Source organism: Lipingzhangella halophila (assembly GCF_014203805.1).
GTDB classification, from domain to species: Bacteria; Actinomycetota; Actinomycetes; order Streptosporangiales; family Streptosporangiaceae; genus Lipingzhangella; species Lipingzhangella halophila.
Window position 1 is genome coordinate 4100146 of record NZ_JACHJT010000001.1, and the last position, 22315, is coordinate 4122460.

Consider the following 22315-nt stretch of genomic DNA (forward strand, 5'->3'; position numbering starts at 1 on the left):
ACGTCCCCACAGACAGTCTCGGCGCGGCACAGCACCGAGAACGTCCCCACAGACACCCCCCGACTGGACCCCACCAACCTTCGCCGCCCTCGTCGCGTGCGTGACCACCGGGCACCAGTCGCGACCCCCGCGGGCCGGCCCATCCGGCGCCCTCGCCGCCCCGTTGGGCGCCGCACCACGCACCCACCACACCGACACTCGCCACCCGAACCCAGCGCCGGCCTCGCCGACTGGGCGCATGCGGCGGCCCTCGGGATAGGGTCGGGCGGCGCTTCGCGCGGGCGCCGGCCCCCTTCCCGCGGCCTGGGCCGCTCCCGCGCTCCGCGTAAGCGGCCGACCGAACCCGAATGTTACCAGTCAGTAACTCCGTAGAACGCCGTGCGACAACGCCGCATCGAAAGTGAGCATGAGCACGTCCCACCCCAACTCCGGCCCGCCCACCACCTGCCCCTCATGTGGCGGCTCGGCGAGCACCCCGTGCGACGCGTGCGCGGAAGCCCGCCTTACCCGGGTCGCCGCCGAGATGGAAAGCGTGAAGGCGCGGATCCAGCACCTCGACCAGGAACGCGGCTCGCTCCAGCACCGCTACGCCGAGCTTCTGGCGGAGTACCAGCAGCGGCACAAGTGGCTGCACGAGCAGCGGCTCGCCGCGGCGCAGGCCCCCGGCCCACCGGCACAGGGCGCCCCACCCGATGTTCCTCCCCGCTCGGCGGCACCCGCGCCGGCAGGGGACGCCGAGCCGGGGAGCGCCCCCCGGCAGCCGGCGCGGGAGGCCCGCCCATCGGCGGCGCGGCGGCTGCGGGAGATCTCCACGCGGTCGGTGCAGAACCTCCTCCTGACGCTCGGTGGGCTGCTCCTGGCGATCGCCTTCGTCGTGTTCACTGTTGTCAGTTGGGGCGACCTCGGCCTGGCCGGCCGCGCGGGCGTTCTCGGGGTGCTGACCGCACTGGTCGGCTACGTCCCCCGACCGCTGCTGCGGTACGACATGCGGGCCACCGCCGAGACCGTCGCCTCCCTGGCCGCCCTCCTGCTGTGCCTGGACGCGTTCGCGTTGTGGACCGTGGGGGGCACCAGCGCGGTACCGAACCCCGGATTCGCCGCTGGCGCTCTCGTGGCCATCGCCGCCGTGCTGGCCATCTACCCGGCGGTGCTCACCTACGGCCTCTCCGCCATGCCGAGCGCCCCGCGGGTGGGCGCACTGCTGCTCGCGCAGCCAGCGCCGGCTCTCGCGGCACTGGCGCTCGCACCCTCGCTGCCGCCGGAGTTCACCACCGCCCCGGCGCTGCTGCTCACCTCCGCGGGCAACGCGCTGCTGGTGGCGAAAGTCCGTGCGGGCTACCCGCGCGCGCTGCCCCGGTTCCTCGGCGCCGCCGCATGGGCGCTCGGCGTCGTCGTGGGCATGCTGGCCTTCGGCACCCAACTGGCGAGCGCGTCCGCACCGGTACCGGGCTGGTGGACCGCCGCGGTGCTGGTGCTGGCGGGTGGTGTCATGCTGCTGGACTCCCGGATCCGGGTGTCGCCGGCCGGACAGCAGGCAGCGGCGGGCGCGGCCACCGCCGCCTGGATCGCGGCGGCCCCGGCCACGGCCGCCGTGCTCGGGGCGGCGCAGTGGATACCGCCCGTATGGGCGCTCTCGACTCTTGCCGCCGCAGTGGTGCTGCGGCTTCCCGCGGCCCGCACTCCAGGTCCCACGTACACGAGCGCGGTCTCGCTCGGGCTGGTGGGCTGGTTCGGGCTGCCCGCCCTCTCCTCGCTCGGCGACCAGCTCCGCTGGATCGCGGCGCCGTGGGAAGGTCCCCTCGGCGCCCCCACGGCGTTCGCACCGGATCCCGCGGCGACGGTGACCCTGCTCGCCACCGCGGCCGGCGCTACGGCACTGGCCGCGGCCCGGGCCATGCGCATCCCGGGGAGGCGCCCGGACATCATCGGCCCCCCGGCCCTCGCCACGGGCGTGCTCGCCGCTGTTCTGGGAGCGCAGTGGCTTCCGCACCCGACGACCGTCGCTGCCCTGGTGGCCGCGACCGCCGCGCTGGTCGCCGTGGCCACCGCGGTGGCCGCGGGGCCGACCGGGCGCAACGCGCGAGAGCAGACCACGCCAGAGTGGCGCGCCCGCCTCTGCTGGACCGCGCTGGCGCTGGCCGGGGCGCCGGGCGCGCTCGCGATCAGCGGCGCTCTTGTGACCCCCGCGGCGACGGTCCTGACCCTGGCCGCGCTGTTGCTGACCACCTCGGCCGCCGCGTGGGTCCCGTCGATGCCAGGACCGTTGTGCCGCGTGGTCACAGGCGCGGCCGTGCTGACCGCGACCGGCCTTGCCGTCGCGGCCTGCGCCGCGCTCTCGGCGGGCTGGGGTGTGCTGATGCTGGCCGCGCTCGCGGTGGCCGGTCTGGCGGTGGCGCTGGCGGGCTGGCTGGTGGTGGCCGGTAACCGGGATGACCAGGCGCGCACCCTGGTACTGGCCGCCCTTGCCCCGATGCTCACGTCCTGGGGTATGGCGCTGCCTGGCGGTACGCACCTGCTCGCGCTCGGGATCGCCCTGAGCTCGCTCATCGCCGCGCTCGCCCTGAGCGCGCTCCTCCTGCTGCGCCAAGCCCAGGGGGTACCGCCTCATATCCACCGGGAGGCCGCCCGGTGGCCCAACGCGGCCGACGTGGGCCTGGGCCAGAACCAGCCCAAGGGCGCCGGGATGGAGCAGGCGGGCCGCCTGCTGGGCGCCGTGGCGCTCACCACGGGAACCGCCGCGCTCCTCCTGGTGACCGACGTGCTCGTGCGCGTCGTGCTGGCTCCGCTGCCACTGGTCCGCACCCCGTGGTCAGCCGACGCTTCCGCCGCCGCGCCGGACCTGATGGCTGGGGCCGGGAGCCCACTGGCGCTGCTCTCCTACGGGGTGGGTGTGCTCGCGCTCGCCCTGCTCACCGCCGCGGCCCGCGGGCGCGGCGCCGCCGCGGCGGTCGCCCTGGCGGGTGGCGGGCTCGCCGTCCCGCTCATCCTGGCCCTGCTGGCCGTTCCCTACTCCGTTGTGCTGACCGTCCTGGCCGGCGTCGCGCTGGCCCTCCTTGTGGTGGCCGGCCGGTTCCCGGGGGCTCCCGGCTACGCCGCGGCCGGCACCGGCACGGTGCTCTTCCTCCTCGCGACGGCGTGGTCGCTGGCGGCACCGGGGCGCACGGTGGCCACCCTGTTCGCGCTCGCCCTCGGTACCGGCGTCGCCGCGGCGGCCGCCAGCTCGCCGGCCCGGCGGGCGCCCCCGTTGGTCTCGGGGGGCCTGGCGTTCCTCGCCACCGCCACAATGGGCGCAACAGTGCTCGCAGGGTATGCGGCGCTGCCGCACGCCGGGGCGGCCACCGACCCGCGTTGGCTGCCCTTCCTGGGCCTGGCTGCGGCAGGCTGCGCCTCCGCGCTGTGCTGGCTGCCGTGGCTGACGCGGCGCCCGGAGCAGCGCACGGGCGTCGGCATGGCCGGGACCGCGCTGGTGGTCGGGTCCCTCGCGACCGCGCTCGGCACACTCGGCACACTCGAACTGGTCGGCCTGGTCACCGCGGTGTCAGCGCTGGTGCTCGCGACACTGGCGCTCGTCGAGGACAGGCGCGGGGCCGCGACGGTGCTGGCTCTGCTCACGCTGGTGGGCGCGGCCGCGTCGGTACTGACGCGGTGGGTTGCCGTCATGGTCGCTCCCTACGGGTGGCTCGCCGCGCCGTGGACCGGTCAGGACCGGCCATGGGTGGCCACCGGGATGCTCTCCCCCTTCGGCGTATCCGGGACGGCCGATCCGCTGCTGCTTCCGGTGCTCGCGTTCGGCGCCGCCGCCACCCTGCTGCTCGCCTGGAACAGGTCCGCGAGCCGGGAGGCCGCGCGCGGCCGCCTGGCGTACGCCGCCGCCGCGCTCGCGGTGCCGGTGCTGGCACCGGCCGCCGCGGCCTGGGACGTCAATTTCGGAGTGGCTCTTTGCTGGCTGCTGCTGGTGTCCGCGTCTCTGCTCGCAGGCGCCGCCTGGGCCCGTTCGGGGCCGCTCGCGGTCCTGTGCGGCGGGCTGGCGCTGTGGCCGGCCGTAATGGCGCTCACCTGGGCGCTCGCCACGCCGGCCACCACAATCGGGACACTGCTGGCGGTCGGGCTGGTCGCCGGCAGCTACCCGACTCTCGGGCGCTCCGTCGCGGTCATCACCGGCAGCACCGTTGCCGCCACCCTGGCCACGGGGGCGTTCTCGGTCACCCTGCTGCTCGCCCTCGGCCAGCCCGCGGCGGTGGCCGCGCTCGCCCTGATCGCCGTGATCGCCGGCGGCGCCGCATCGGTGGGAGCGGTGCGGCTCGCCCGCCCCGTCACCTTGGCGATCGAGTGCTCTCTGGCCGCCCTGGCCGTGGTCGCAGTGGGCCTGACGCTCAGCGACCCCGAACGGCTCCACCTGACGAGCGTCGCGCTCGCGGCGCTGGGCGTGGCCGCCGTGGCGAGCGCGCCGCGCCGCGATCGGGGCTGGCTGGGGCCGGTGGGCGCCGTCCTGCTCCTGGCGGCGCTGTGGGTCCTGCTGGGCTGGCTGCGGGTCACCGATCCCGAGCCCTACCTCGCGGTGCCCGCGCTCGCCGCATTGGCACTCGGCTGGAACTGGCGGCGCCAGCACCGCGCCGCGAACACCGGCGAGGCCCCCTCCCCGGGGACGAGGGCCGGGCCGCCCCGCTCCTGGCTCGCCTACGGGCCGGGGCTGGCACTCGCGATGCTGCCGACGCTTGCCATGGTCCTCTTCGCTGACGGCGGCGGGCCGCTGCGCCCGGCGCTACTGGCCGTGACCGCCCTGGCCGCCATCCTGCTCGGCGGGTGGCGGCGCCTCCAGGCCCCACTGTTCGTCGGTGCCGCCGTGCTGCTGGTGGTAGGGATCCACGGGTCCGGTGGCTACCTCGCCGACCTGGTGCTGCGGATCGACCGGTGGGTCCCGGTCGCCGTCATCGGCCTGGTGCTCCTCGTGATCGGGGCACGCTTCGAACGCACCCTGCGCGACGTGCGCAGGCTGGGACGCGCGATCCGGGAGATGGACTGACGTGCCACGCCAGTCGCAACGGAGCACCGCGCCCCTGAGCGGCCGCGGCCCGAAGGCCGGGCCGTGCGCGCCCCAGGGCAGGGGCAACCACGTGCTCCCGGGCCGCACCACCGGCTCCCCCGCGCGGTTCGCACGGTCGCGGAGCTGGCCCCGCGCCGGCCCGCCGCGGTCGGCATGCCGGGAATCCCGAGCCGACGCGCCTTCTTACCATGAAAGTGGTCGTGAATCGGCCGGACACACCGAAGGGAAGCGCGAATGCCAGTGGAGAACGGCCCCGAACGTGCGCTTGTCGTCATGGCGCATCCCGACGACGCGGATTTCTCCTGCGCCGGTACGGTCGCCACGTGGACCCACGCCGGGGTCGGGGTCACCTACCTGATGGTCACCGACGGCGATGCCGGTGGCGACGACCGCACCGGCGATGGCGTGGACATGGCCACCACACGGCGCGCCGAACAGTCCGCGGCCGCCGAGCTCGTCGGGGTGCGTGACGTGCGCTTCCTTGGCTACCCCGATGGGCGCCTGATGCCGAGCCTGGAGCTGCGCCGCGACATCGCCCGGGTCATCCGCCAGGTCCGGCCGCACCGGATGATCATTCCGAGCCCCGACCGCGACTGGAGCCACATCGCGCCGAGCCACCCCGACCACCTCGCCACGGGCGAGGCCGCGATCAACGCCGTCTACCCCGACGCCCGCAACCCGCACGCCCACCCCGAGCTCGCCAGCGAGAACCTGGCCCCGTGGGTCGTGCCCGAGGTGTGGCTGGTCCATGGTTCCGCGCCGAACCACTACTGCGACATCACCGATGTCATCGAGCAGAAGATAGGGGCACTCGCCGCGCACGCCAGCCAGATCAGCGACATCTCGGAGCTCGACGCCGCCCTGCGCGAATGGCTCGGCAAGAACGCGGCGGCGGGCGGCCTGGGCGAGGACCGGCTCGCCGAAGTGTTCCAGATCGTGAACACAGCGTAGCCAGCGGTCTGAGTGGCACGATAATCGTGGAACGTACACGTTCCTGTCCCAAGACGAGACCAGGAGGCATACCCGTGGCTCAGCCACCTTCCCCGTACGACTTCCTGCCCGCCGTCCCATCGTTCACCGTGACGAGCAACGATGTGGCTGACGGCCAGACACTCCCGATGGCGCAGGTCAGCGGAATCATGGGTGCCGGGGGCTCGGACGTCTCCCCGCACCTCGCGTGGAGCGGGTTCCCTGAAGGGACCCAGAGCTTCACCGTGACCTGTTTCGACCCGGACGCCCCCACCGCGAGCGGTTTCTGGCACTGGGCCGTGTTCGACATCCCGGCAGCGGTGACCGAGCTGCCCTCTGGCGCCGGCGACGAGACCGGCTCCGGGCTACCCGCCGGCGCGATCACCATCCGCAACGACGCGGGAGCCAAGCGCTACATCGGCGCCGCCCCGCCCGCGGGGCACGGGCCGCACCGCTACATGTTCGCGGTACACGCCGTGGGCGAGAAGTCGCTCGGCATCGACGACTCGGCGACCCCGGCCTACCTCGGGTTCAATCTTTTCTTCCACGCCATCGGCCGCGCGATCATCGCTCCGGTGTTCGAGCAGAAGTGACTTCAGACCGCCGGGTCGTGCCCCGCACGGGGCACGACCCGGCGTGTGCCAGCAGAAGGGCATTGCGCGCGCACAAGGGTGTGTTCGCACCGCCGCATAAGTATTGGTGGGGTTGGGTACCGCATGGACGCTGAACGTGCCGACCGGTCCGTCATGAGCACCGTCATCTTCGACTACGGCGAGGTGATCTCGCGGCCGCAGCCCTCTTGGGCGCGCACCGAGATAGAGCGCCTCGCCAGCGTTCCGGCCGCGGACTTCTGGGCCGCCTACTGGGCGGAGCGGCCGCGTTTCGACGCCGGCGCGTCCCCGGACGAGTTCTGGGACCGCATCGCCCAGCGTGCCGGCGCGGACTGGGATTCGAGCACCGACCCCGGGCGGGTGCAGGCACTATGGGCCACCGACGTGGGATCGTGGCTGGAGGTGTCGCCGGTCAGCGCCGCGCTCCTGCGCCGGCTCGCCCAGTGCGACGTGCGGCTCGCCCTGCTGTCGAACGCCCCGCACGACGTGGCGGGCGCCCTGCGCCACTCCCCTCTGATGACCCCCTTCGAGAGCCTGTTCTTCAGTTGCGACCTCGGCGCCTGCAAACCGGACCCGGCCGTCTACACCCATGTGCTCACAACCCTTGGTGTCGCGCCTGAGGAGACCGCCTTCGTCGACGATCGCGAAGAGAACGTCCTCGCTGCCAAAGGGCTCGGGATCGACGCCCATCACTATTCGGATGCACAAGAGCTTGAGTCGTTCCTGGCCGCCCGGTTCGACGCGTTTTAGGCTCGAAGCTGCAGCGTACGTGGAGGTGCGCCGGGGACGCGTCCAGTGGTCCCCTTAGCCCACACGCGCAGCGAGGTACTTCGGTTGTCCGAAGAACCGGAACCGGCCATTATGCAGCGCTTTCCTGATCAGCGCTCTAGGCTCGGTGGAGAAATTCAAGGGGATCCCGGCGTCGTCGCGGTTCCCGCTAGGCGTACCCGCGTCGATCACCGCACACGACTCATATCGATCGGAAGGGTCCATCGGTGTCCGCAGAGCAGCTCCATGACCATCCGACCATCGTGGTCACGACCGCGGGTTCGGCCTCGACCTCCGGCGCTATCCTGCACCTCCGCAGACAGGGCTACCGTGTCGTCGCCACGGACGTCGACGCCACGGCGCCCGGCCTCTACCTGGCAGACCGCAGCTATCTCGTGCCCGCCGGGGACACCGATGAGTTCTACCCGGAGATCCGCGGCATCTGCCTCAAGGAGAGCGCCGCGGCACTGGTCCCCCTGGTGGACGAGGAGCTTCTCGCGGTCGGCGAACTCGCCGACGACGGGATCGCCGTGCTGCTGCCGCGCCCGGATTTCATCGCCACCTGCCTGGACAAGTACGCGCTCATGCGGCGGCTTTCCGAGGCGGGCCTCGGTATCCCCAAGACCCGTCTGGCCTCGGAATGGTCCGGGAGCCCCAAGTTCCCGGCGGTGGTCAAGCCGCGATCGGGCCGCGGTAGTCGCGGAGTCTCCGTCTGCGGCTCCGCCGAAGAACTGAACAGGCTGCTCGCCGACGGCCCCTACGCTGCCGAGGACCTCGTCGTCCAGGAGAACATCACCGGAACCGAGTTCACGGTCTCCGTCGTGGTCTGGCGCGACGGCGCCGTCCAGGCGGTCGTCCCCAAGGAGGTCATCCTGAAGCGGGGCGTCACCAAGTTCGCTGTGACGCGGCGAAGCGAGCTCGTGGCTGAGGTGTGCCGCACCGTCCAGCGGGAGCTGCGTGCCGACGGCCCGTTCAACGTCCAGCTCGCCCTCGACGCCAACGGAGAGCCGCGCATCTTCGAGATCAACCCGCGGTTCTCCTCGACCTCGCCGCTCACCCTGGCGGCCGGGGTCGACGAGATCACGGGCCTGCTGCGGCAGGCCACCGCGGACGGGCCGCGCCTGAGCGACGACTGGAGCGAGGGTGTGGTCATGGTGCGCCGGTGGGCCGACGAGTTCCTGGACGAGGACCAGTTCACCGCGCACGGCATCGCGCCCGCAGAGGCCCGGCTCGGTGGCACTCCCCGTTCGGTCACGGCGACACGGTGACCAGCCGGCCGGTCTATCCGCGGCCACACGCCCTCCTGGAGGCGGCCTCCGCGGCGGTACTGCACGTTGGCGGGCTGCTGCGCGAATGGCGTGCCGACCCCGCGGCGACGAGCGGGCAGTGGGAAGGAAGCCAGTTCAAGGCCCGTGCTGATGCGCTGGCCCACGAGGCACTGGCCGCGCGGTTGGCCGCGATCGACGAGGCCATCCCGGTTCTCAGCGAGGAGGACCCGGCGTCGCACGGAACGCCCTCCGCTCGTCCCGTCCGCTACTGGCTGATCGACCCGATCGACGGAACGGCCAGCTTCGCGGCCGGGTTCGCCGGCTATGTCACGCAGGCCGCCCTGGTGGTCGGCACCCGGCCGGCCCTGTCGGCGATCTACGCGCCCGAACACGACGTGCTGTACACGGCGGTTCGGGGGTCGGGAGCGGCCGCGAACGGACGGCTCCTCGCGGCGCACGGCCCGGCTCCCCCGGGCAAGGGGGTCCTCACCGACAACACCCCGCGGCCGCACGGCATCGCGCGCGCCGTCTACGACCACTTCGGCTACAGCGGTTATCTGGAGTGCGGAAGCATCGCCCTCAAGCTGTGCCGGATCGCCGAGGGAACGGCCCAGCTCTTCGTGAAGGACGTGCCGGTGCGCGACTGGGACGTAGCGGCACCCGAACTACTGCTCACCGAGATCGGCGGCAAGCTGAGCAGGCTCGACGGCACCGACTTCCCGTACCGGGCCGGTTTCGAGCACTCGGGGCTGGTCGGCGCGGCCAGCCCCGAGACATGCGCCGCCGTCGCCCGCTGGTGCCGAACGCTCCCACCCAATGGGGAGTGACGCCGGCGCGGGGCCCGTATCGCGCGTCCACGCACGAAACGGGCACATAATGTGACGAGCATCACTGATCGTCGCTCTGGACGGCCTCGAGCCGCGCCCCGAGGGAGCTCTCACTTGGGCCGTCACATGCGCATTGTCCGGGCAAATGCCCCGAATCCGGCCGAGCGCGCTGGCGTGCACCCTCATGCACGTCACACGAGTCCCCCCCGGCTGGACGACTTTTCTCCGGCCCTGGCGCGGCGTATCGTGAAAAGCCCCATCAACATTCGGTAGGGGGTGGGCGGTGGACGACGAACGCGTCCCTGAGAGTCGAATGCGCGCCTCGGATGCCGACCGAGACGCTACCGCTGAACGTCTCGCTGTCGCGCTGTCCGAAGGCCGCCTCGATGTAGCCGAATACGAGCGCCGCCTCGACGAAGCCATGACCGCCGTCGTCATCGGGGAGTTGCGCGCGCTCATCGCCGATCTGCCCGAACCGCCGCCACCGGCAGAGCACGACGAGGCCGAGCTCGTCGGGGCCGCGGCGCAGCAGTCATCAGTCACCTCGCCATGGAAGGACTGGGTCGACGAATGGCGCTGGTGGCTCGGCGGAGCCATCATCATGACCGGGATCTGGGGCGTCACCAGCATCATGGGGGGAGCACTGCTGCCGTTCTGGCCGCTGGTCCCTCTTGGCATCTGGGCCGCCATCCTGATCGCCGCAGCCATCTGGCCCGACGAGAACTCCGGCAGTCGCAGGTGAACAGGGGCCTGCCTCGCTCTCGCCGCAGACCACCACGCGGCCGGCGCTGGGGGATCGTGCCCGCGGAGGAGCAGCCTCCGCGGAAACCCCCCATCGCGCGCCGGAGTCACCTACGATAGTAGGGAGGGGGCAACGTGTACGAGGAACGGCAGGTACCACCGGAACAGATGCGCGCCTCGGACGCTGACCGGGACGCCACCGCTGAACGTCTGTCGCGCGCCCTGCAAGAGGGGCGGCTCACGCTCGACGAGTACACCGACCGCCTGGAACAGGCCATGCGCTCCGTAACCATGGGCGACCTCGGTGAGCTCACGAGCGACATCCCCGCGCCGCCAGCGGAGCCCGCGGAGCGGTCTCCGGCGGAGATCGCCGAGGCCGAGCAGGCGGCCATGTGGCGGCGGCGCCTGGAGCCGTGGCGAGGGCTGGCGTCGATCTCCTTCATACTCGTCGGAATCTGGGCGATCACCAGCGCGTTCGCTGGCATTCTGCTGCCGTTCTGGCCGCTGATCCCGATCGGGTTCATGTTCATCTTCACGCTGGCCGGCTCGGTGAGTGGCCACGGCCAGGAGCCATTCTGCGGGCCGCCCCCGCCGCCAGATCGCGGCGACCCGGACCGCTAACGGCGCCGGCCCGGGTGGTGCCGGGTTGTGCTCATGTTTCGGGCGCCAGCGGGCAGATTCGGGCTCGGGTGCGCAGGACAGCGCTGGTCGGGCGGAGCCGCGCGACCAGCCGTCCGGGCCCGTGCCGGCGCACCATCGCGAAGCGGGCCCAGTCGGGGCGGCCGCTCGCTGATCCGGCCGAGCCGCTCCCTAGCCCGCCGCGTGCAGCCACCTGACCGGCGCGCCGTCGCCCGCGTAGCGGAACGGCTCCAGTTCTTCGTCCCATACCCGGCCGGTGAGCCGGTCGAGCTCCTCAGCGAGATCGATCCCCTCGGCGGCCGCACGCTCCATGGCATTGCGCAACCGGGTCTCGGGTACCAGAACCTCACCGGAAGCGCTGGTCACAGCCGTGAAGACACCAAGAGTCGGCGTGTAGCTGTAGCGGACGCCGTCGCATCCCGGGGTGGCCTCCTCGGTTACCTCGAACCGCAGGCGTTGCCAGCCGTTCAGGGCCGAAGCGACCGCCGCCGAGAACCCGGGTACGCCCTGCCAGTTCAGCTCGGCGCGTTGCGTCCCCGGAGCGGCTGGCTGATTGTCCCAATCAAGTTTCACAGGCACGCCGACTACGCCCGCGACCGCCCACTCGACGTGTGGGCACAGCGCCGCAGGCGCGGAGTGGACGTACAAGACGCCACGTGCGGACACCGAACCTCCTGATACGAACGAGTGCGCTTCCCCGACGCCCTCGTACCCACAGAGGAGATGTCCGTGATTGGTTTCTCCTCGCCCTATTGTGCCCGAAGGGTTTTCACCGCGCCAGGGCCACATTGACCACTTCCGGCCCTCGCCCCACACATCCCCAAGCTGCCGGTTACCGTGATTCCCGCACGTGGCGGGAGCGGTGAGACTCGAGGGGTGCGGGTGAGCGACCAGTCCGGCAGTCAGTTACCCACAGCGGAGTTGGTAAAACGCGCACAAGCGAACGATACCCACGCGTGGGAGTGCCTGATCGATCGCTACGCACGCCTGGTCTGGTCCGTCGTCCGGTCCTACGGGCTGCTGCCCCACGACGCCCAGGACGCCGAACAGACGGTCTGGTTCAACCTCGCCGAGAACCTGGACCGGCTTCGTGCGCCCGAGCGAGTGGGCGCGTGGCTCGCCACGACCGCGCACTACGAGTGCCGCAAGCAGATGCGGCTGGCGCGCCGCACCGCCCCCACCGACCCCGCGTTCCTGGAGCGCCCCGGCGGGGGCGACCCCGAATCGCTGCACATCGACGCCGAGCGCGCCCGCCAGGTGCGTCGGGCGATCGCGGGACTGAGCGAGCCCGACCGCACGGTCGCGGCGCTGGAGCTCTACGCACCGCGGGCGCCGGCCGCCGACGTCGCCGACTTCGCCGGGCTCGAATCGGAACAGGTGGCAGGGATCAGGCGGCGGGTGCGCAGGCGGCTTCGCCGGATGCTCACCGACGAGTACGAGTGGGAAGGTGCCTGACATGCCCGACGGCTACGACGCGAGCGAAGACGAGCGTGTCCTCGCGTCGCTTCGCGGAGATGGCGGCCCGGGCCCCATGCCGGACACCATGCGCGCGTCCGTCCGCGCCGCCTTCGCTGCGCGCCGCTCCGACTCCGTGTTCGCCGACGTGCACGAGGACGGCGTCGACTCCCCGCGCGGCGACCTGCGCGACGGCGAGAGCCCCCTCGGCGCCCCCCGCTACGTGTGGCTACGCGCCCCGGGTGTCGAGGTCCGCCTGGAGATCACCGCCATCGACGGCCAGCGCGACATCGTAGGCCAGATCGACCCCGCGGAGGCGGCCACGGTCGAGGTCCGCTGTCCCTACCGGGTGACCCGCCACGACATCGACGCCAACGGCGCGTTCGTCGCCCGCGGGGTCCCGAAGGGCCCGGTCAGCCTGCTGTTCCAGCGCACCAGCGAGCCCTCTGTCACCACACGCTGGATCGCCATCTGAGCACGCCGCGCACCCGCGGAACCCGGCGTGCGCCCCTGTCGCCCGCGCGACCACCGGGCACCAGCACCGACAGGCGCCCACCCGGCGCATCACCGCCTTTGCCTTGCTCCACGATCGGCGGCGATCCGTCCCCCATCCCCATTTCCCCCCTCGTCAACAGTACGGACATCTGTTATTACTTTGGGTAATTTGCTCCCGCGTCGGAGCACGGGTGAGCTCATCCAGAGAAAGGGCCCTTTTCCATGGCGGTTCCGTGTGCCGAGGATGTCCACCTTCCGGTCGCACTGATCGCGCGCGGGCCACGCGAGGCCCTGCGACGTGCCGAGCGGGCCCTCTCCGGAACGCCCGACGCGGGCACGCGCTCCACCGCCCTGCGGATCATGGGCCTCGCCCGGCGCGAGCTCGGCGAGACCGAGGCCGCCCGCGCGCTGCTGCGCCGCTCGGCCGCCGTGGCTGAACGGGCCGGCCTGGCCGAGTCGGCCGCCCACGCCCGTGCTTCCCACCAGGGGCTGCGGGCGTTACGCGGCGAGAGCGGAGTCGCGGGCGCATCGCTCGACCGCCTGACCGCCACGACCAAGTCGGCGGCAACGCTCACCCTGGTGCACCGCGGCGTCGCGGCGGCGCAGCGGGGACGGTTCGACTCCGCTGTCACCAGCTTCGACTCGGCCCACGAACTACTACTCCCCCGCTCCGACGACCGCGTACTGGCCGGCCTGCTCAGCAACCGCGGGCTGGCGCTGCTCTACTCCGGACGGCTCTCGGAGGCCGCTACCGACCTGCGGCACGCTCTCGCCCTCGCCGAGGAGCACTCACTCGGCTACCTCCGCGGTGTCACCCAGCAGAACCTGGGCTGCCTCGCCGTTCGCAACGGCGACATCGCCCAGGCGGTTGCCCAGTTCACCACAGCGGCCACCCTCGTGCCCGCGAGCCGCCGCGCCGCACTGGCCCTCGACCACGCCGAGGCGCTGCTGGCCGCCGGCATGGCCCGCGAGGCCGCGCGGCTCCTCAGCGCGGCGCCGGCCGCCGGGAACACCACAGCCAGCGCCGCCGCCGACGAGGCCATCGCCCAACTACTGAAAGCCAGGATCCACCTGCGCGCCGGCCAGCGCGACGCCGCGCTGGCCCAGGCCCGCCGTGTCCGGTCCGGGTCCGCTCCCGACTCGCTGTGGGCCCGCCTGGCCCGCCGGGTGGAACGCGCCGCTGTCGCCATGCCCGGCGACCACGCGCCACTGGCACCGGAGGACCACCGCACCACGACCGCCGCCCTCCGGTCCGGCGCCGGGATCGTGGACTCGGTCCCCGACGCCGGAAGCAGCAGCACTGGCACTGCCACAGCCACCGGCAGTGGCCCGGCCGCCCCCACGGTCGCCGGCGCCGAACGGGTCCGCGCACACTGCGTCACAGCGGCGCCTGTGGGCCCTCCCTCACTGGCCGACCCCGAACCCCGGTACCGCGCCGCACTGCGCGCCCTCGCCGGCCACGACCACCGCGGTGCGCACCGGGCGCTGCTGAGCGCCCCTTCCCGGCCCGGTCCCCCGGCCACGACACCGCACCTGGAGCTCCAGGCGCACGCCCATACCCAGGAGCGCGAGGTTGCCAACGCGGGAACCGAGATCGCGCTGCGGGCAGGCGATACCGCCACGGCACTCCACTGGATCGAGTACGGACGCGCGCTCTCCCCGCTTCCCGAGCGCTGCCGGGACGCGAGTTGGACCCGGTTGCTGGAGCGCTGCCGTGCGGCCCACGCCCGCGCGTCCGCCGGCGACGACGACGCCCTGGACGAGCTGCGCCGGCTCGCTCCCCAGCTTGGCGGCGCACAATGGCACCGCGCGTGCGCGCGGCCGGGCGCGCCCTCCGCGCCGCACGCACCGGCGACCGCGGAGCTGGCCGCGGCCCTGGGGGATCGCGCGTTTGTCTGCTTCGCCCGCACGCACCGCGAGGCCGTGGGGATCACGCTCGTCGACGGTGTGGCCCGCGCACATCCTTTGGGCCCGCCCGCCGACATCGCCGACGCCGCGGCGAAGTTGCTGCTCGCGGCACGCTCGGCCCCGTTCGGCCCCGCCGCCCGGGGGTCCGGAGTCGCCGGCCCGGCCGCGCATCTGGAGCGGTTGCTCGTTGCGCCAGTCGCCGCCGCGGTCGGCTCCCGACCGCTGGTCATCGCTCCGGCGCCCTATGCCCAGGACCTTCCGTGGGGCATGCTTGAGGGATTGTCCGGGCGCGCGGTCACCGTGGTCCCGTCGGGACGCGCATGGCTCGACTGCCGGCGCCGGGCGGCGGCGAGCGATCAGGGCACGCGGAAGATGCTGCTCGCGGCCGGTCCCGGGCTCGACGGAGCCGCAGCCGAAGTACGGTCGCTGCGCCAGCGCTATCCGGACTCCACCGTGCTCGTCGGGCCCGAGGCGCGCGTCCCGGACGTCCTGGGGGAACTGGACCACTGCGGTGTCGCGCACCTCAGCGCGCACGGATACGCACCCGCCGGCACGCCAATGCTGTCGGGGCTCACCCTGGCCGACGGCCCCCTGTTCGCCTACGACCTGGAACGGTTGTCGCGCACACCAGCGCTCACCGTCCTGTCGTCGTGCTGGGGCGGCCGTTCGCAGGCCGCACCCGGGGGGTTCCCGCTGGGGTTGGGAACGGCCCTCCTCGCCGCGGGCGGAGCCACCGTTGTCGCCGGGGTGCTGCCGGTGAGCGACCACAAGACCGCCGCGGTCATGGCCGGTTTCCACGACGCTCTGGCGGCGGGCGCGCCGCCGGCCCAGGCGGTCGCCACGCACCTGGCCGGCTCCGGTTTCGTGTGCTTCGGAGCCGGCTGACGGCGCCCACTGGGACTCCGGTGTCAATGCTCCTCGGGTGACCGATAGCGTTCCGGTGTGACTCCTCCCGCGACTGACGTCGCGGGATTCTCCTGTCGTCGTTCAGGCGGCGGGAAGGACCAGCCCGGCCCTGATACCAAGGTCACGGGTACAGCAGACGCAGGCTGTGGCGAACGCCGTATCGCCCAGCGGCAATCCGGCTTTCCCTGTCCCACTACGCGGGGCAACCTGACTCCCCCACCGGCGCAAGCCGGTGGTCTCCTCAGGAGGATCTGATGGACGACGACGTCATTCCGCCCTCTGGCGGAACCGGCTCCGGCGAGCCCCGCGTGTTCGCGCTCAGCGAGGCCCGGGCCCTGATGCCCGAAGTACGCGAACGCGTGTCCGAGCTCGTGACCCTTCGGGCGGACCTCGCCGAACTCGCGGCCGACCTGCGCGCCGGGGGTGACTCCGCGCTGGGCGGCCGGCCGGAGCTGAAGGCGATGGAGGCGCGGTTCAGCGAGCTCCAGAGCTGGTTCCCGGAACAGGGAATCGAGGTAAAGGGGCTTTCGCCGATCCTCATCGACTTTCCCGCGCTCCTCGACGGCATCTCGGTGCGGCTGTGCTGGCTCGAAAGCGAGTCCGAACTCGCCTGGTACCACCGCAGCGAACTCGGCTTCATCGGCCGTCGTCCCCTCCCGCCCACCACCACCGAGGGCTAAGCGCACTGACCAGCGCGTTCACGCAAATCCGGGTGACGGCACCCCGCATACACCCCCTGCGGGCCGGTTAGCGGCCGAATATGGACGAGAAACGCGTCGACCACGACCCCATCAACGACGCGGCGGCCGACTGGGAGGGTGCGGGCCTGCCCGCACAGGAGGACAGCACGGAGGAGCAGGCCCTGCCCCGTGACGAGCCGTCGTCGATGGGCGAGCACGGCCCCGTTGGCACCGACACGGAGGCCGGAGAACCGTTGGACAGCGCTCTGTCCCGGGAACAGCCCGAGGCAGAGGAGGCGGAGGACGCCAGTGCGCCCCCGCACGGCGCTCCCCGCCACGCACCGGCCGGCGGCGAGGACCGGGGAATGCGGCTGGTCGAGGAGGACGAGGGAATCCGCGAGGACCGCGAGGAGACGCTGATCGCCGAGGACGCCGGCGAGGACCGCGGTGCCTACAGCCCTGAGGAGCAGGCCATCCATACCGAGGAGGAGACACCCGGCACGGCCTGAGCGCGGGCCCGGAGACGCACCGGTGTCGCCGGGGCGGGTGGCCGGCGCGGCCATACGCGCCGCCGCCCGCACCTCTCCCGGGCAGGCCCGTCCCGGAACATGCCGTCCTCCGCGACGGGCACGACCGGGCCGCACCTCCGCTCTCGTTCTATGGTTCCTACGGCCGGCAGGCAGCGGACCTGTCCGGGCCAGCTCGCAGGCGGTCTCACCAGCCGCGGACGCGCCACTCAGGGAGCTGCGGGCGCTCCGCCCCCAGGGTCGTGTCGCGACCGTGCCCCGGGTAGACCCACGTGTCGTCGTCCATCGCGGCGAAGACGCGCTCCTCGACATCGCTCAGCAGCGAGCGGAAGTCGGTCTCGTCCCACGTCTTTCCCACCCCGCCGGGGAACAGGCTGTCGCCGGTGAACAGGTGGGTACGCCCCTCCGGGTCGTCGTAGCGCAACGCGATCGACCCCGGTGTGTGCCCGCGAAGGTGGATCACCCGCAACTCAACCTGGCCGACCGGGACCACGTCACCGTGCTCGACGGGGTCGTCCACCGACACCGGCAGCTCCTCGCCGTCGATCGGGTGCGCCACTGTGCGGGCGCCGGTCACGCCCACCACCTCGGCGAGCGCCTGCCAGTGGTCCTGGTGCCGGTGGGTCGTCACGACCCGGGACAGGCCGGCGGAGCCGATGAGCTCCAGGATCCGGTCGGCCTCGTTCGCAGCGTCGATGAGCACCGCCTCAGCGGTGGCGTTGCAGCGCAGCAGGTAGGTGTTGTTGTCCATGGGGCCCACAGCGAGCTTGCTGATACTCACATGGGGCAGTTTTCGTACGTCGGCGGGTCCCCCGACCCGCGTATCTCCGGAGTAAGTCACGACCCCTATTGTGACGCCACGCCGCGTGGCGCGCCATGGCGGGATGCCGGTGCTACCTGCCTGTCCTGGGACGTCACCGGGCCCAGCGAGGCGCGCGTTTCTCGAAGAAGGCGGCGCGGCCCTCTGCGGCGTCGTCGCTGGCGAAGAATTCCGCGGACAGCGCCGCCATCTCGGCGAACGCGGCCGGACGGGCGGCGGCCCCGGGCTCGTCCAGCAGCGCCTTGGTGCGGGCCAGTGCGCGCGGCGCGGCCCCGCGCAGGCCGTCCAGGATCCGGTCGCCCACCACCGCGACCTCCTCGGCCGGGACCGCACAGGTCAGCAGGCCCGCCGCGGCGGCCGTAGCGGCATCGAAGGTCTCGCCGGTGAGGAAGTACCGGCTGAGCTGGCGGTCGTGCATCCGGGCCATAACGGGGACCGAGATGATCGCCGGAACGAGGCCGATGCGGACCTCGGTGAACGCGAACGTGGCCTCCTCCGGCGCGATGGCGATGTCGGCCGCGGCGACCAGACCGATGCCGCCCGCCCGCGCCGGGCCGTTCAGCAACGCGACAACCGGCTTGGGCGCCTCCATGATCGCCGAGAACAGATCCGCCATCGCGGGCGCGTCGGCCGGCTCGGGCGTGTGCCCGGCCCGTTGCGCGGCCACCTCCTTCAGGTCCGCTCCGGCGCAGAACGCGGGACCGGTCGCGGTGAGCACAACGGCCCGGACATCGTCGTCGGCCATGGCATCGGCCAGCCCTTCGGCGAGGTCAGCGCGCAGCCGCGCCGACAGGGCGTTCCGGTTGTCCGGGGAGTCCAGGGTGAGCGTGGCGATACCGCGGTCGGTGCTTCGCCGTATCGGTGGTTCCGCGGTTTCGGCCATGGTCGGATCGCCTCCCTGGTGCTGGTTGCCCGTACCGCCGCCCGTGCCACCGCGGGCGGCCGCAAACCGATTCTCGTGCATCGTGCCGGGTTCGCGCGCGGCCGGACCGGCGCCGTGTCCGCTGCGCCGATTCCCGCGAACAGCCGGGCGCTCAGGCCTTCGCCGGCTACGCCGCCCGGGCGCCGGGGTGGGACCGCACAGCGCCCAGGCGCAGGAGCCTGCCCGCTGACCCGGGGCGTTACGCGTCCTGGTCGCGCTGGTTCCGCAGCGCCTTCAGGGCTTGGTCGGCATGCGCCTGCATGCGTACCTCGCTGCTGACCTGGTGCACGATCCGCTGTTCGGGGCCGATCACGAAGGTCCGGCGCCGGGTTGGTGCCAGGTTCGCGAGCAGGCCGGTGCGGCGCGCGTCGTACCGCTTGGCGACCGCGCCGTCGGGATCGGAGAGCAGAGGGAAGTCGAGGCTGTGGGTCTCGGCGAACGTACGTTGCTTGTCGACAGGGTCGGCGCTGATTCCGACCGGCCGCGCCCCGAACTCGGCCAGCTCCTTGGTGAGGTCGCGGAAGTGGCAGCTCTCGGCGGTGCACCCGGGTGTCATGGCCGCGGGGTAGAAGAACAGCACTACGTAGCCGCCGTCGAGCAGGGCGCTGAGCCGGCGCGGCGTACCGTACTGGTCGCTGAGCTCGAAGTCGGGAGCCGGATCGGCAACGTTCACGGTGCCCCTTGGTTGTCACGGGTTGGCTGCACGGGCCGCGGACGCCGCGAAGGGTGCCCCACGGTCAATGCGTGCACCACCGCGGCCGGCCGCCCGTCTGTGCGCACTCTAGGACGATCGGGTCACGCGCGGCCAGCGGCCCTGTCCGGAGGACCGGCACCTGGTCCGCCTTCCGGAACCAGGCGGTGCGACGGCGGGCCGATGCTACGCTCCGGGCGTGACCGCGCTCCGAACCCGCGGTGTGTCCTACATCCGGGGTGACCACCCTCCGGAGGTCGTGCGCCGTGTTATGCGCACGGTGCGCGATGACCTGTCCTGCACGAGCGTGCTGCTCATCGAAAGCGAGGTCAGTGCGCTCGTCGAGACCGCGCGGATCGCGCTCGACGCCGGCCTCGATATCGTAATCCGGCCTCAGCTGGCGAACGCACGCCCGCAGGCGGTTCTCGATCACCTGCCTCGGATGGCGGCCGCGGCCGAGGAACTGCGCCTTGCCCATCGCAACCGGGTCACGCTGCTCGTGGGTACCGAGTTCTCGCTTACTACGCGCGGTATAGTGCCCGGACCGCATGATCTCGTGCGCCTTGCGCTGATCCTCCGCGCACACCGCCTCCTGCGCCGCCGCATCAACCGCCGGGTCGACGCACTGCTCGGCGACGCCGCCGCCGTCGCGCGGGCGCACTTCGCCGGCCCGGTCGGCTACGGAGCCGCTACGTGGGAGAGCGTGGACCACTCCCCTTTCGACTTCGTCGGGGTGAACCTGTACCGCACCGGAACCGACCGTGAGGGTTACCGGCGCGAGGTACGTGATCTGGTGTCATCGGCCGGGAAACCGGTGGTGGTCACGGAGTTCGGCTGCGGCGCCCAGGTCGGTGGCGACCGCCGCGGCCCCGGTTCGTTCCGGATCGTCAACTGGTTCGCCGACCCGCCTCGGGTCAAGGACGGCAACAGCCGGGACGAGGCGGTGCAGGCGGACTACCTCGAAGAGCTGATCGGCCTCTACGCCGCGGAGGGAGTCGACGGCTGTTTCGTCTTCACCTTCTGTATGACCGACTTCCCGCACCATGAGGAGACCAAGCGCGACCTCGACATGGCCGGATTCGGGATCGTGGCGGTGTCGCCGGAAGATCCCTCGTCCTGGCGCGCCAAAGAGGCCTTCCACACGGTCGCACAGCGGTACGCCGAACTGCGGTGACCGCGGTGCTGCCCGCTCGGGTCCGCCGCTGTTCCGGCCGCGGGTGTCGAAGGCGCGTATCCGTCAGAGCACGGTGCTCGCGCGCAGCAGCGGAACGCGCAGCTCCTCCGGGGTGAGGGAACCGTGCTGGCCCACCAGCGCGCTCTGCGTGGGCTCGGCACGCGGGGCGACGAGAGCGGTCTCGCCGCGCGCCAGGGCCAGGATGTCGCCGATGCGCGGCAGGACCGCATCGGCGACCCCGCCGAACAGGCCCCCGGCGACCGCCTCGTCCCGCGTGATGACCTCGGCCCGGCCGGAAAGCTTCGCCCGCCAGGCGGCGAGGACGTCGTCGGCCGCGCCGTCGCGCGTGTGGACATGACGGACCCGGGCCTCGCCGGCCAGCACCCGCACGCCCGCGCTGAGCTCCGGGTCGGACTCCACGTCGATGCGGCTCGCGGGCGTGCTGTCGACCATGCCGTGGTCGGCGGTGACGTAGAGCGCGGCGTCGGGCGGGAGCTGGGTGGCGAGCTGCTCGGCGAGGCGGTCGACGTGGCCCAGGTGCAGCCGCCAGTACGGGGAGTCCACCCCGCACATGTGACCGTAGGTGTCGAGGTCGGAGTGGTAGACGACCACCAGGGACCGGTCGCCTTCGGCGAGGGCGGTGCCCGCCTTGACCGCGAGCTCGGTGATGTCGTTGGCCGGCACGTACCGGCTCCCGCGTGCGGAGGCGCGGCTCAGCCCGGTGCCCTCGTAGCCGCCGAACGCGACGTAGCCAGTGGTCACCCCGGCCTCCTCCGCACGCTGGTACGCGGTGCGGCGCGGCTGCCAGGTCTCGGGGTCGACGTCGGGGGCCCAGCGGAGCTGGTGCATGACGCGGTCGGTACCCGGCAGCGCCACCTGCAGGCCGACGATGCCGTGGTGCCCCGGCGGCAGGCCCGTACCCAGCGTGGTCAGGCTGGTGGCCGTGGTGGTCGGGAAGCTCGCCGTGATGGGGCCGGCGGTGTCGAGGAGCGACGACAGGAACGGCGCGTGGAAGCGGTGCGCCGCCAGCAGCTCCCACCCCATGCCGTCGACCAGCAGCACGCAGGCGCGGCGCACCGGTGGCAGGTCGAGGGTCGCGGGCTCGTTCGGGACCCCCAGCGACGCCAGCACTGACGGGACCAGTTCGGCGAGCGAGCCCGCACCGTAGTGGGGAGAGCCGAACCCGGTGTCTGCGAACACGGACCGGATCCTTCCTCGCGTTTACGACGCTACCGAGAGGCGGTCGCCTCGGACAGGACGTTGGCGAAGTTGACCACGTTGGCGACGGCGTCGGCGCCGTCGGCGGTCTGGCTGACCCGCAGGGTCAGCGGCTCCGATGTGATTGCTCCGGTGTAGCCATGGTCCAGCTCGCAGTTCTCGTCGGCGCAGGACGCCGGTTCGAGGTCGATGTGGGCGAGGGCACCCCAGTTCACGGCGAGGCTGACACTGAGCACAGCTTCGGCGGGCAGGGTGCCCGGGACGTAGTTGGCCGGGTCGGGTACCACCCGCGTGAGCGCCACGGACTGGATGTTGCCGATCTGGATACTGTCCGTGGTGGTCGAGGCGTGCGGGCGGGCCCCGCCCTCGTTCGGTGGATGCTCGTCGGTGTGGCAGACGACCAGCCGCGTCTCGGTGAGCAGCAGTACGGTGATGTGCCGCCTCATCTCCATCGCGGGATCGAAGGTCGCCTCATGGTGCACGACGAAGGCGTCGGCGGTCTCGCTCCCGAGAGCGGTGGCGACGGCGTCGATCACAAGACCCGGGTAGTACCCGTTCCGCTCGATCTCCAAGCGCCAGTCGGTGGACACGGCACGCGTTTTCCTCATACTCCCATCCTGCCTTCTCCCCGTACCGGCTCGCACCCGCCGTG

The 22315-nt window shown here is 72.5% G+C and carries 20 protein-coding genes; 14 read left to right on the top strand and 6 right to left on the bottom strand.

From position 1 onward, the window contains the following. The first annotated feature begins 406 nt into the window (after nt 1–406). From F4561_RS18920 to F4561_RS18955, 8 genes are all read left to right on the top strand, one after another. The gene (locus F4561_RS18920) at nt 407–5023 is read left to right on the top strand and encodes an SCO7613 C-terminal domain-containing membrane protein (protein WP_184580731.1); all 4617 of its coding nucleotides are present in this window, start codon (nt 407–409) and stop codon (nt 5021–5023) included. 255 nt (nt 5024–5278) lie between these two features. Next, nucleotides 5279–5995: a PIG-L deacetylase family protein gene (locus F4561_RS18925; protein ID WP_184580732.1), complete on the top strand. Its 717-nt coding sequence runs from the start codon at nt 5279–5281 to the stop codon at nt 5993–5995. Nucleotides 5996–6069: 74 nt separating this feature from the next. Next, entirely contained in the window at nt 6070–6606 is a 537-nt protein-coding gene (locus F4561_RS18930) for a YbhB/YbcL family Raf kinase inhibitor-like protein (RefSeq protein WP_184580733.1), read from the top strand. A gap of 123 nt (nt 6607–6729) precedes the next feature. Then, complete coding sequence (locus F4561_RS18935) at nt 6730–7374, top strand: HAD family hydrolase (protein WP_184580734.1); 645 nt, start codon at nt 6730–6732, stop codon at nt 7372–7374. 281 nt (nt 7375–7655) lie between these two features. Next, entirely contained in the window at nt 7656–8660 is a 1005-nt protein-coding gene (locus F4561_RS18940; protein WP_184583840.1) for an ATP-grasp domain-containing protein, read from the top strand. Next, on the top strand, nt 8657–9487 hold the full coding sequence (locus F4561_RS18945) for a 3'(2'),5'-bisphosphate nucleotidase CysQ family protein (RefSeq protein WP_184580735.1): 831 nt from the start codon (nt 8657–8659) through the stop codon (nt 9485–9487). The genes F4561_RS18940 and F4561_RS18945 overlap by 4 nt, the downstream gene beginning before the upstream one ends. 313 nt (nt 9488–9800) lie before the next feature. After that, nucleotides 9801–10229 carry a DUF1707 SHOCT-like domain-containing protein gene (locus F4561_RS18950; protein WP_184583842.1) on the top strand — a complete coding sequence of 143 codons (429 nt, stop codon included), beginning with the start codon at nt 9801–9803 and terminating at the stop codon, nt 10227–10229. A 134-nt stretch (nt 10230–10363) separates the two neighbouring features. Further along, nucleotides 10364–10849, top strand: coding sequence for a DUF1707 SHOCT-like domain-containing protein (locus F4561_RS18955; RefSeq protein ID WP_312885375.1), 486 nt, complete (start codon nt 10364–10366; stop codon nt 10847–10849). Nucleotides 10850–11038: 189 nt separating this feature from the next. Here F4561_RS18955 and F4561_RS18960 read toward each other — a convergent pair whose 3' ends face one another. Beyond that, nucleotides 11039–11533, bottom strand: coding sequence for a DUF3145 domain-containing protein (locus tag F4561_RS18960; RefSeq protein WP_312885376.1), 495 nt, complete (start codon nt 11531–11533; stop codon nt 11039–11041). Between the two features lie 255 nt (nt 11534–11788). On the opposite strand from F4561_RS18960, the gene F4561_RS18965 reads away from it, so the two are divergent. The 5 genes from F4561_RS18965 to F4561_RS18985 all read left to right on the top strand — a co-directional run bounded on the left by F4561_RS18965 (nt 11789) and on the right by F4561_RS18985 (nt 16820). Next, nucleotides 11789–12322 (top strand): RNA polymerase sigma factor, encoded by a 534-nt coding sequence (locus F4561_RS18965; protein ID WP_246437233.1) that lies wholly within the window; start codon nt 11789–11791, stop codon nt 12320–12322. Nucleotide 12323: 1 nt separating this feature from the next. Continuing rightward, nucleotides 12324–12797 (top strand): hypothetical protein, encoded by a 474-nt coding sequence (locus F4561_RS18970; protein ID WP_184580738.1) that lies wholly within the window; start codon nt 12324–12326, stop codon nt 12795–12797. Nucleotides 12798–13039: 242 nt separating this feature from the next. Further along, nucleotides 13040–15610, top strand: coding sequence for a CHAT domain-containing protein (locus F4561_RS18975; RefSeq protein WP_184580739.1), 2571 nt, complete (start codon nt 13040–13042; stop codon nt 15608–15610). A gap of 275 nt (nt 15611–15885) precedes the next feature. Then, a complete protein-coding gene (locus F4561_RS18980; RefSeq protein ID WP_184580740.1) occupies nt 15886–16311 on the top strand; it encodes a DUF2203 domain-containing protein in 426 nt (141 codons plus the stop codon). A gap of 80 nt (nt 16312–16391) precedes the next feature. Continuing rightward, nucleotides 16392–16820 (top strand): DUF5709 domain-containing protein, encoded by a 429-nt coding sequence (locus F4561_RS18985; RefSeq protein ID WP_184580741.1) that lies wholly within the window; start codon nt 16392–16394, stop codon nt 16818–16820. Between the two features lie 205 nt (nt 16821–17025). Here the strand turns inward: F4561_RS18985 and F4561_RS18990 are convergent, their stop codons facing one another. The 3 genes from F4561_RS18990 to F4561_RS19000 form a co-directional block, all read right to left on the bottom strand. Continuing rightward, the gene (locus F4561_RS18990) at nt 17026–17679 is read right to left on the bottom strand and encodes an MBL fold metallo-hydrolase (RefSeq protein ID WP_184580742.1); all 654 of its coding nucleotides are present in this window, start codon (nt 17677–17679) and stop codon (nt 17026–17028) included. 73 nt (nt 17680–17752) lie between these two features. Beyond that, nucleotides 17753–18541, bottom strand: a complete 789-nt coding sequence (locus F4561_RS18995; protein WP_184580743.1) for an enoyl-CoA hydratase-related protein — start codon at nt 18539–18541, stop codon at nt 17753–17755. Nucleotides 18542–18779: 238 nt separating this feature from the next. Next, a complete protein-coding gene (locus tag F4561_RS19000; RefSeq protein ID WP_184580744.1) occupies nt 18780–19253 on the bottom strand; it encodes a peroxiredoxin in 474 nt (157 codons plus the stop codon). 217 nt (nt 19254–19470) lie between these two features. Between F4561_RS19000 and F4561_RS19005 the strand changes: the two genes are divergently transcribed. After that, nucleotides 19471–20445, top strand: coding sequence for a glycoside hydrolase family 113 protein (locus F4561_RS19005; protein WP_221445544.1), 975 nt, complete (start codon nt 19471–19473; stop codon nt 20443–20445). Nucleotides 20446–20508: 63 nt separating this feature from the next. Here the strand turns inward: F4561_RS19005 and F4561_RS19010 are convergent, their stop codons facing one another. Both F4561_RS19010 and F4561_RS19015 read right to left on the bottom strand, forming a co-directional pair. Beyond that, a complete protein-coding gene (locus tag F4561_RS19010; RefSeq protein ID WP_184580745.1) occupies nt 20509–21645 on the bottom strand; it encodes an alkaline phosphatase family protein in 1137 nt (378 codons plus the stop codon). Nucleotides 21646–21674: 29 nt separating this feature from the next. Next, a complete protein-coding gene (locus tag F4561_RS19015; protein ID WP_221445545.1) occupies nt 21675–22271 on the bottom strand; it encodes a DUF5998 family protein in 597 nt (198 codons plus the stop codon). Nucleotides 22272–22315 lie beyond the last annotated feature (44 nt).

What these genes read in the sequence shown, in the direction of transcription:
- F4561_RS19015 (WP_221445545.1), bottom strand. Translation starts at nt 22,271, where the DNA reads ATGAGGAAAACGCGTGCCGTGTCCACCGACTGGCGCTTGGAGATCGAG.
- F4561_RS18925 (WP_184580732.1), top strand. Translation starts at nt 5,279, where the DNA reads ATGCCAGTGGAGAACGGCCCCGAACGTGCGCTTGTCGTCATGGCGCAT.
- F4561_RS18950 (WP_184583842.1), top strand. Translation starts at nt 9,801, where the DNA reads ATGCGCGCCTCGGATGCCGACCGAGACGCTACCGCTGAACGTCTCGCT.
- F4561_RS18995 (WP_184580743.1), bottom strand. Translation starts at nt 18,541, where the DNA reads ATGGCCGAAACCGCGGAACCACCGATACGGCGAAGCACCGACCGCGGT.
- F4561_RS18920 (WP_184580731.1), top strand. Translation starts at nt 407, where the DNA reads ATGAGCACGTCCCACCCCAACTCCGGCCCGCCCACCACCTGCCCCTCA.
- F4561_RS18975 (WP_184580739.1), top strand. Translation starts at nt 13,040, where the DNA reads ATGGCGGTTCCGTGTGCCGAGGATGTCCACCTTCCGGTCGCACTGATC.
- F4561_RS18985 (WP_184580741.1), top strand. Translation starts at nt 16,392, where the DNA reads ATGGACGAGAAACGCGTCGACCACGACCCCATCAACGACGCGGCGGCC.
- F4561_RS18935 (WP_184580734.1), top strand. Translation starts at nt 6,730, where the DNA reads ATGGACGCTGAACGTGCCGACCGGTCCGTCATGAGCACCGTCATCTTC.
- F4561_RS18970 (WP_184580738.1), top strand. Translation starts at nt 12,324, where the DNA reads ATGCCCGACGGCTACGACGCGAGCGAAGACGAGCGTGTCCTCGCGTCG.
- F4561_RS18980 (WP_184580740.1), top strand. Translation starts at nt 15,886, where the DNA reads ATGGACGACGACGTCATTCCGCCCTCTGGCGGAACCGGCTCCGGCGAG.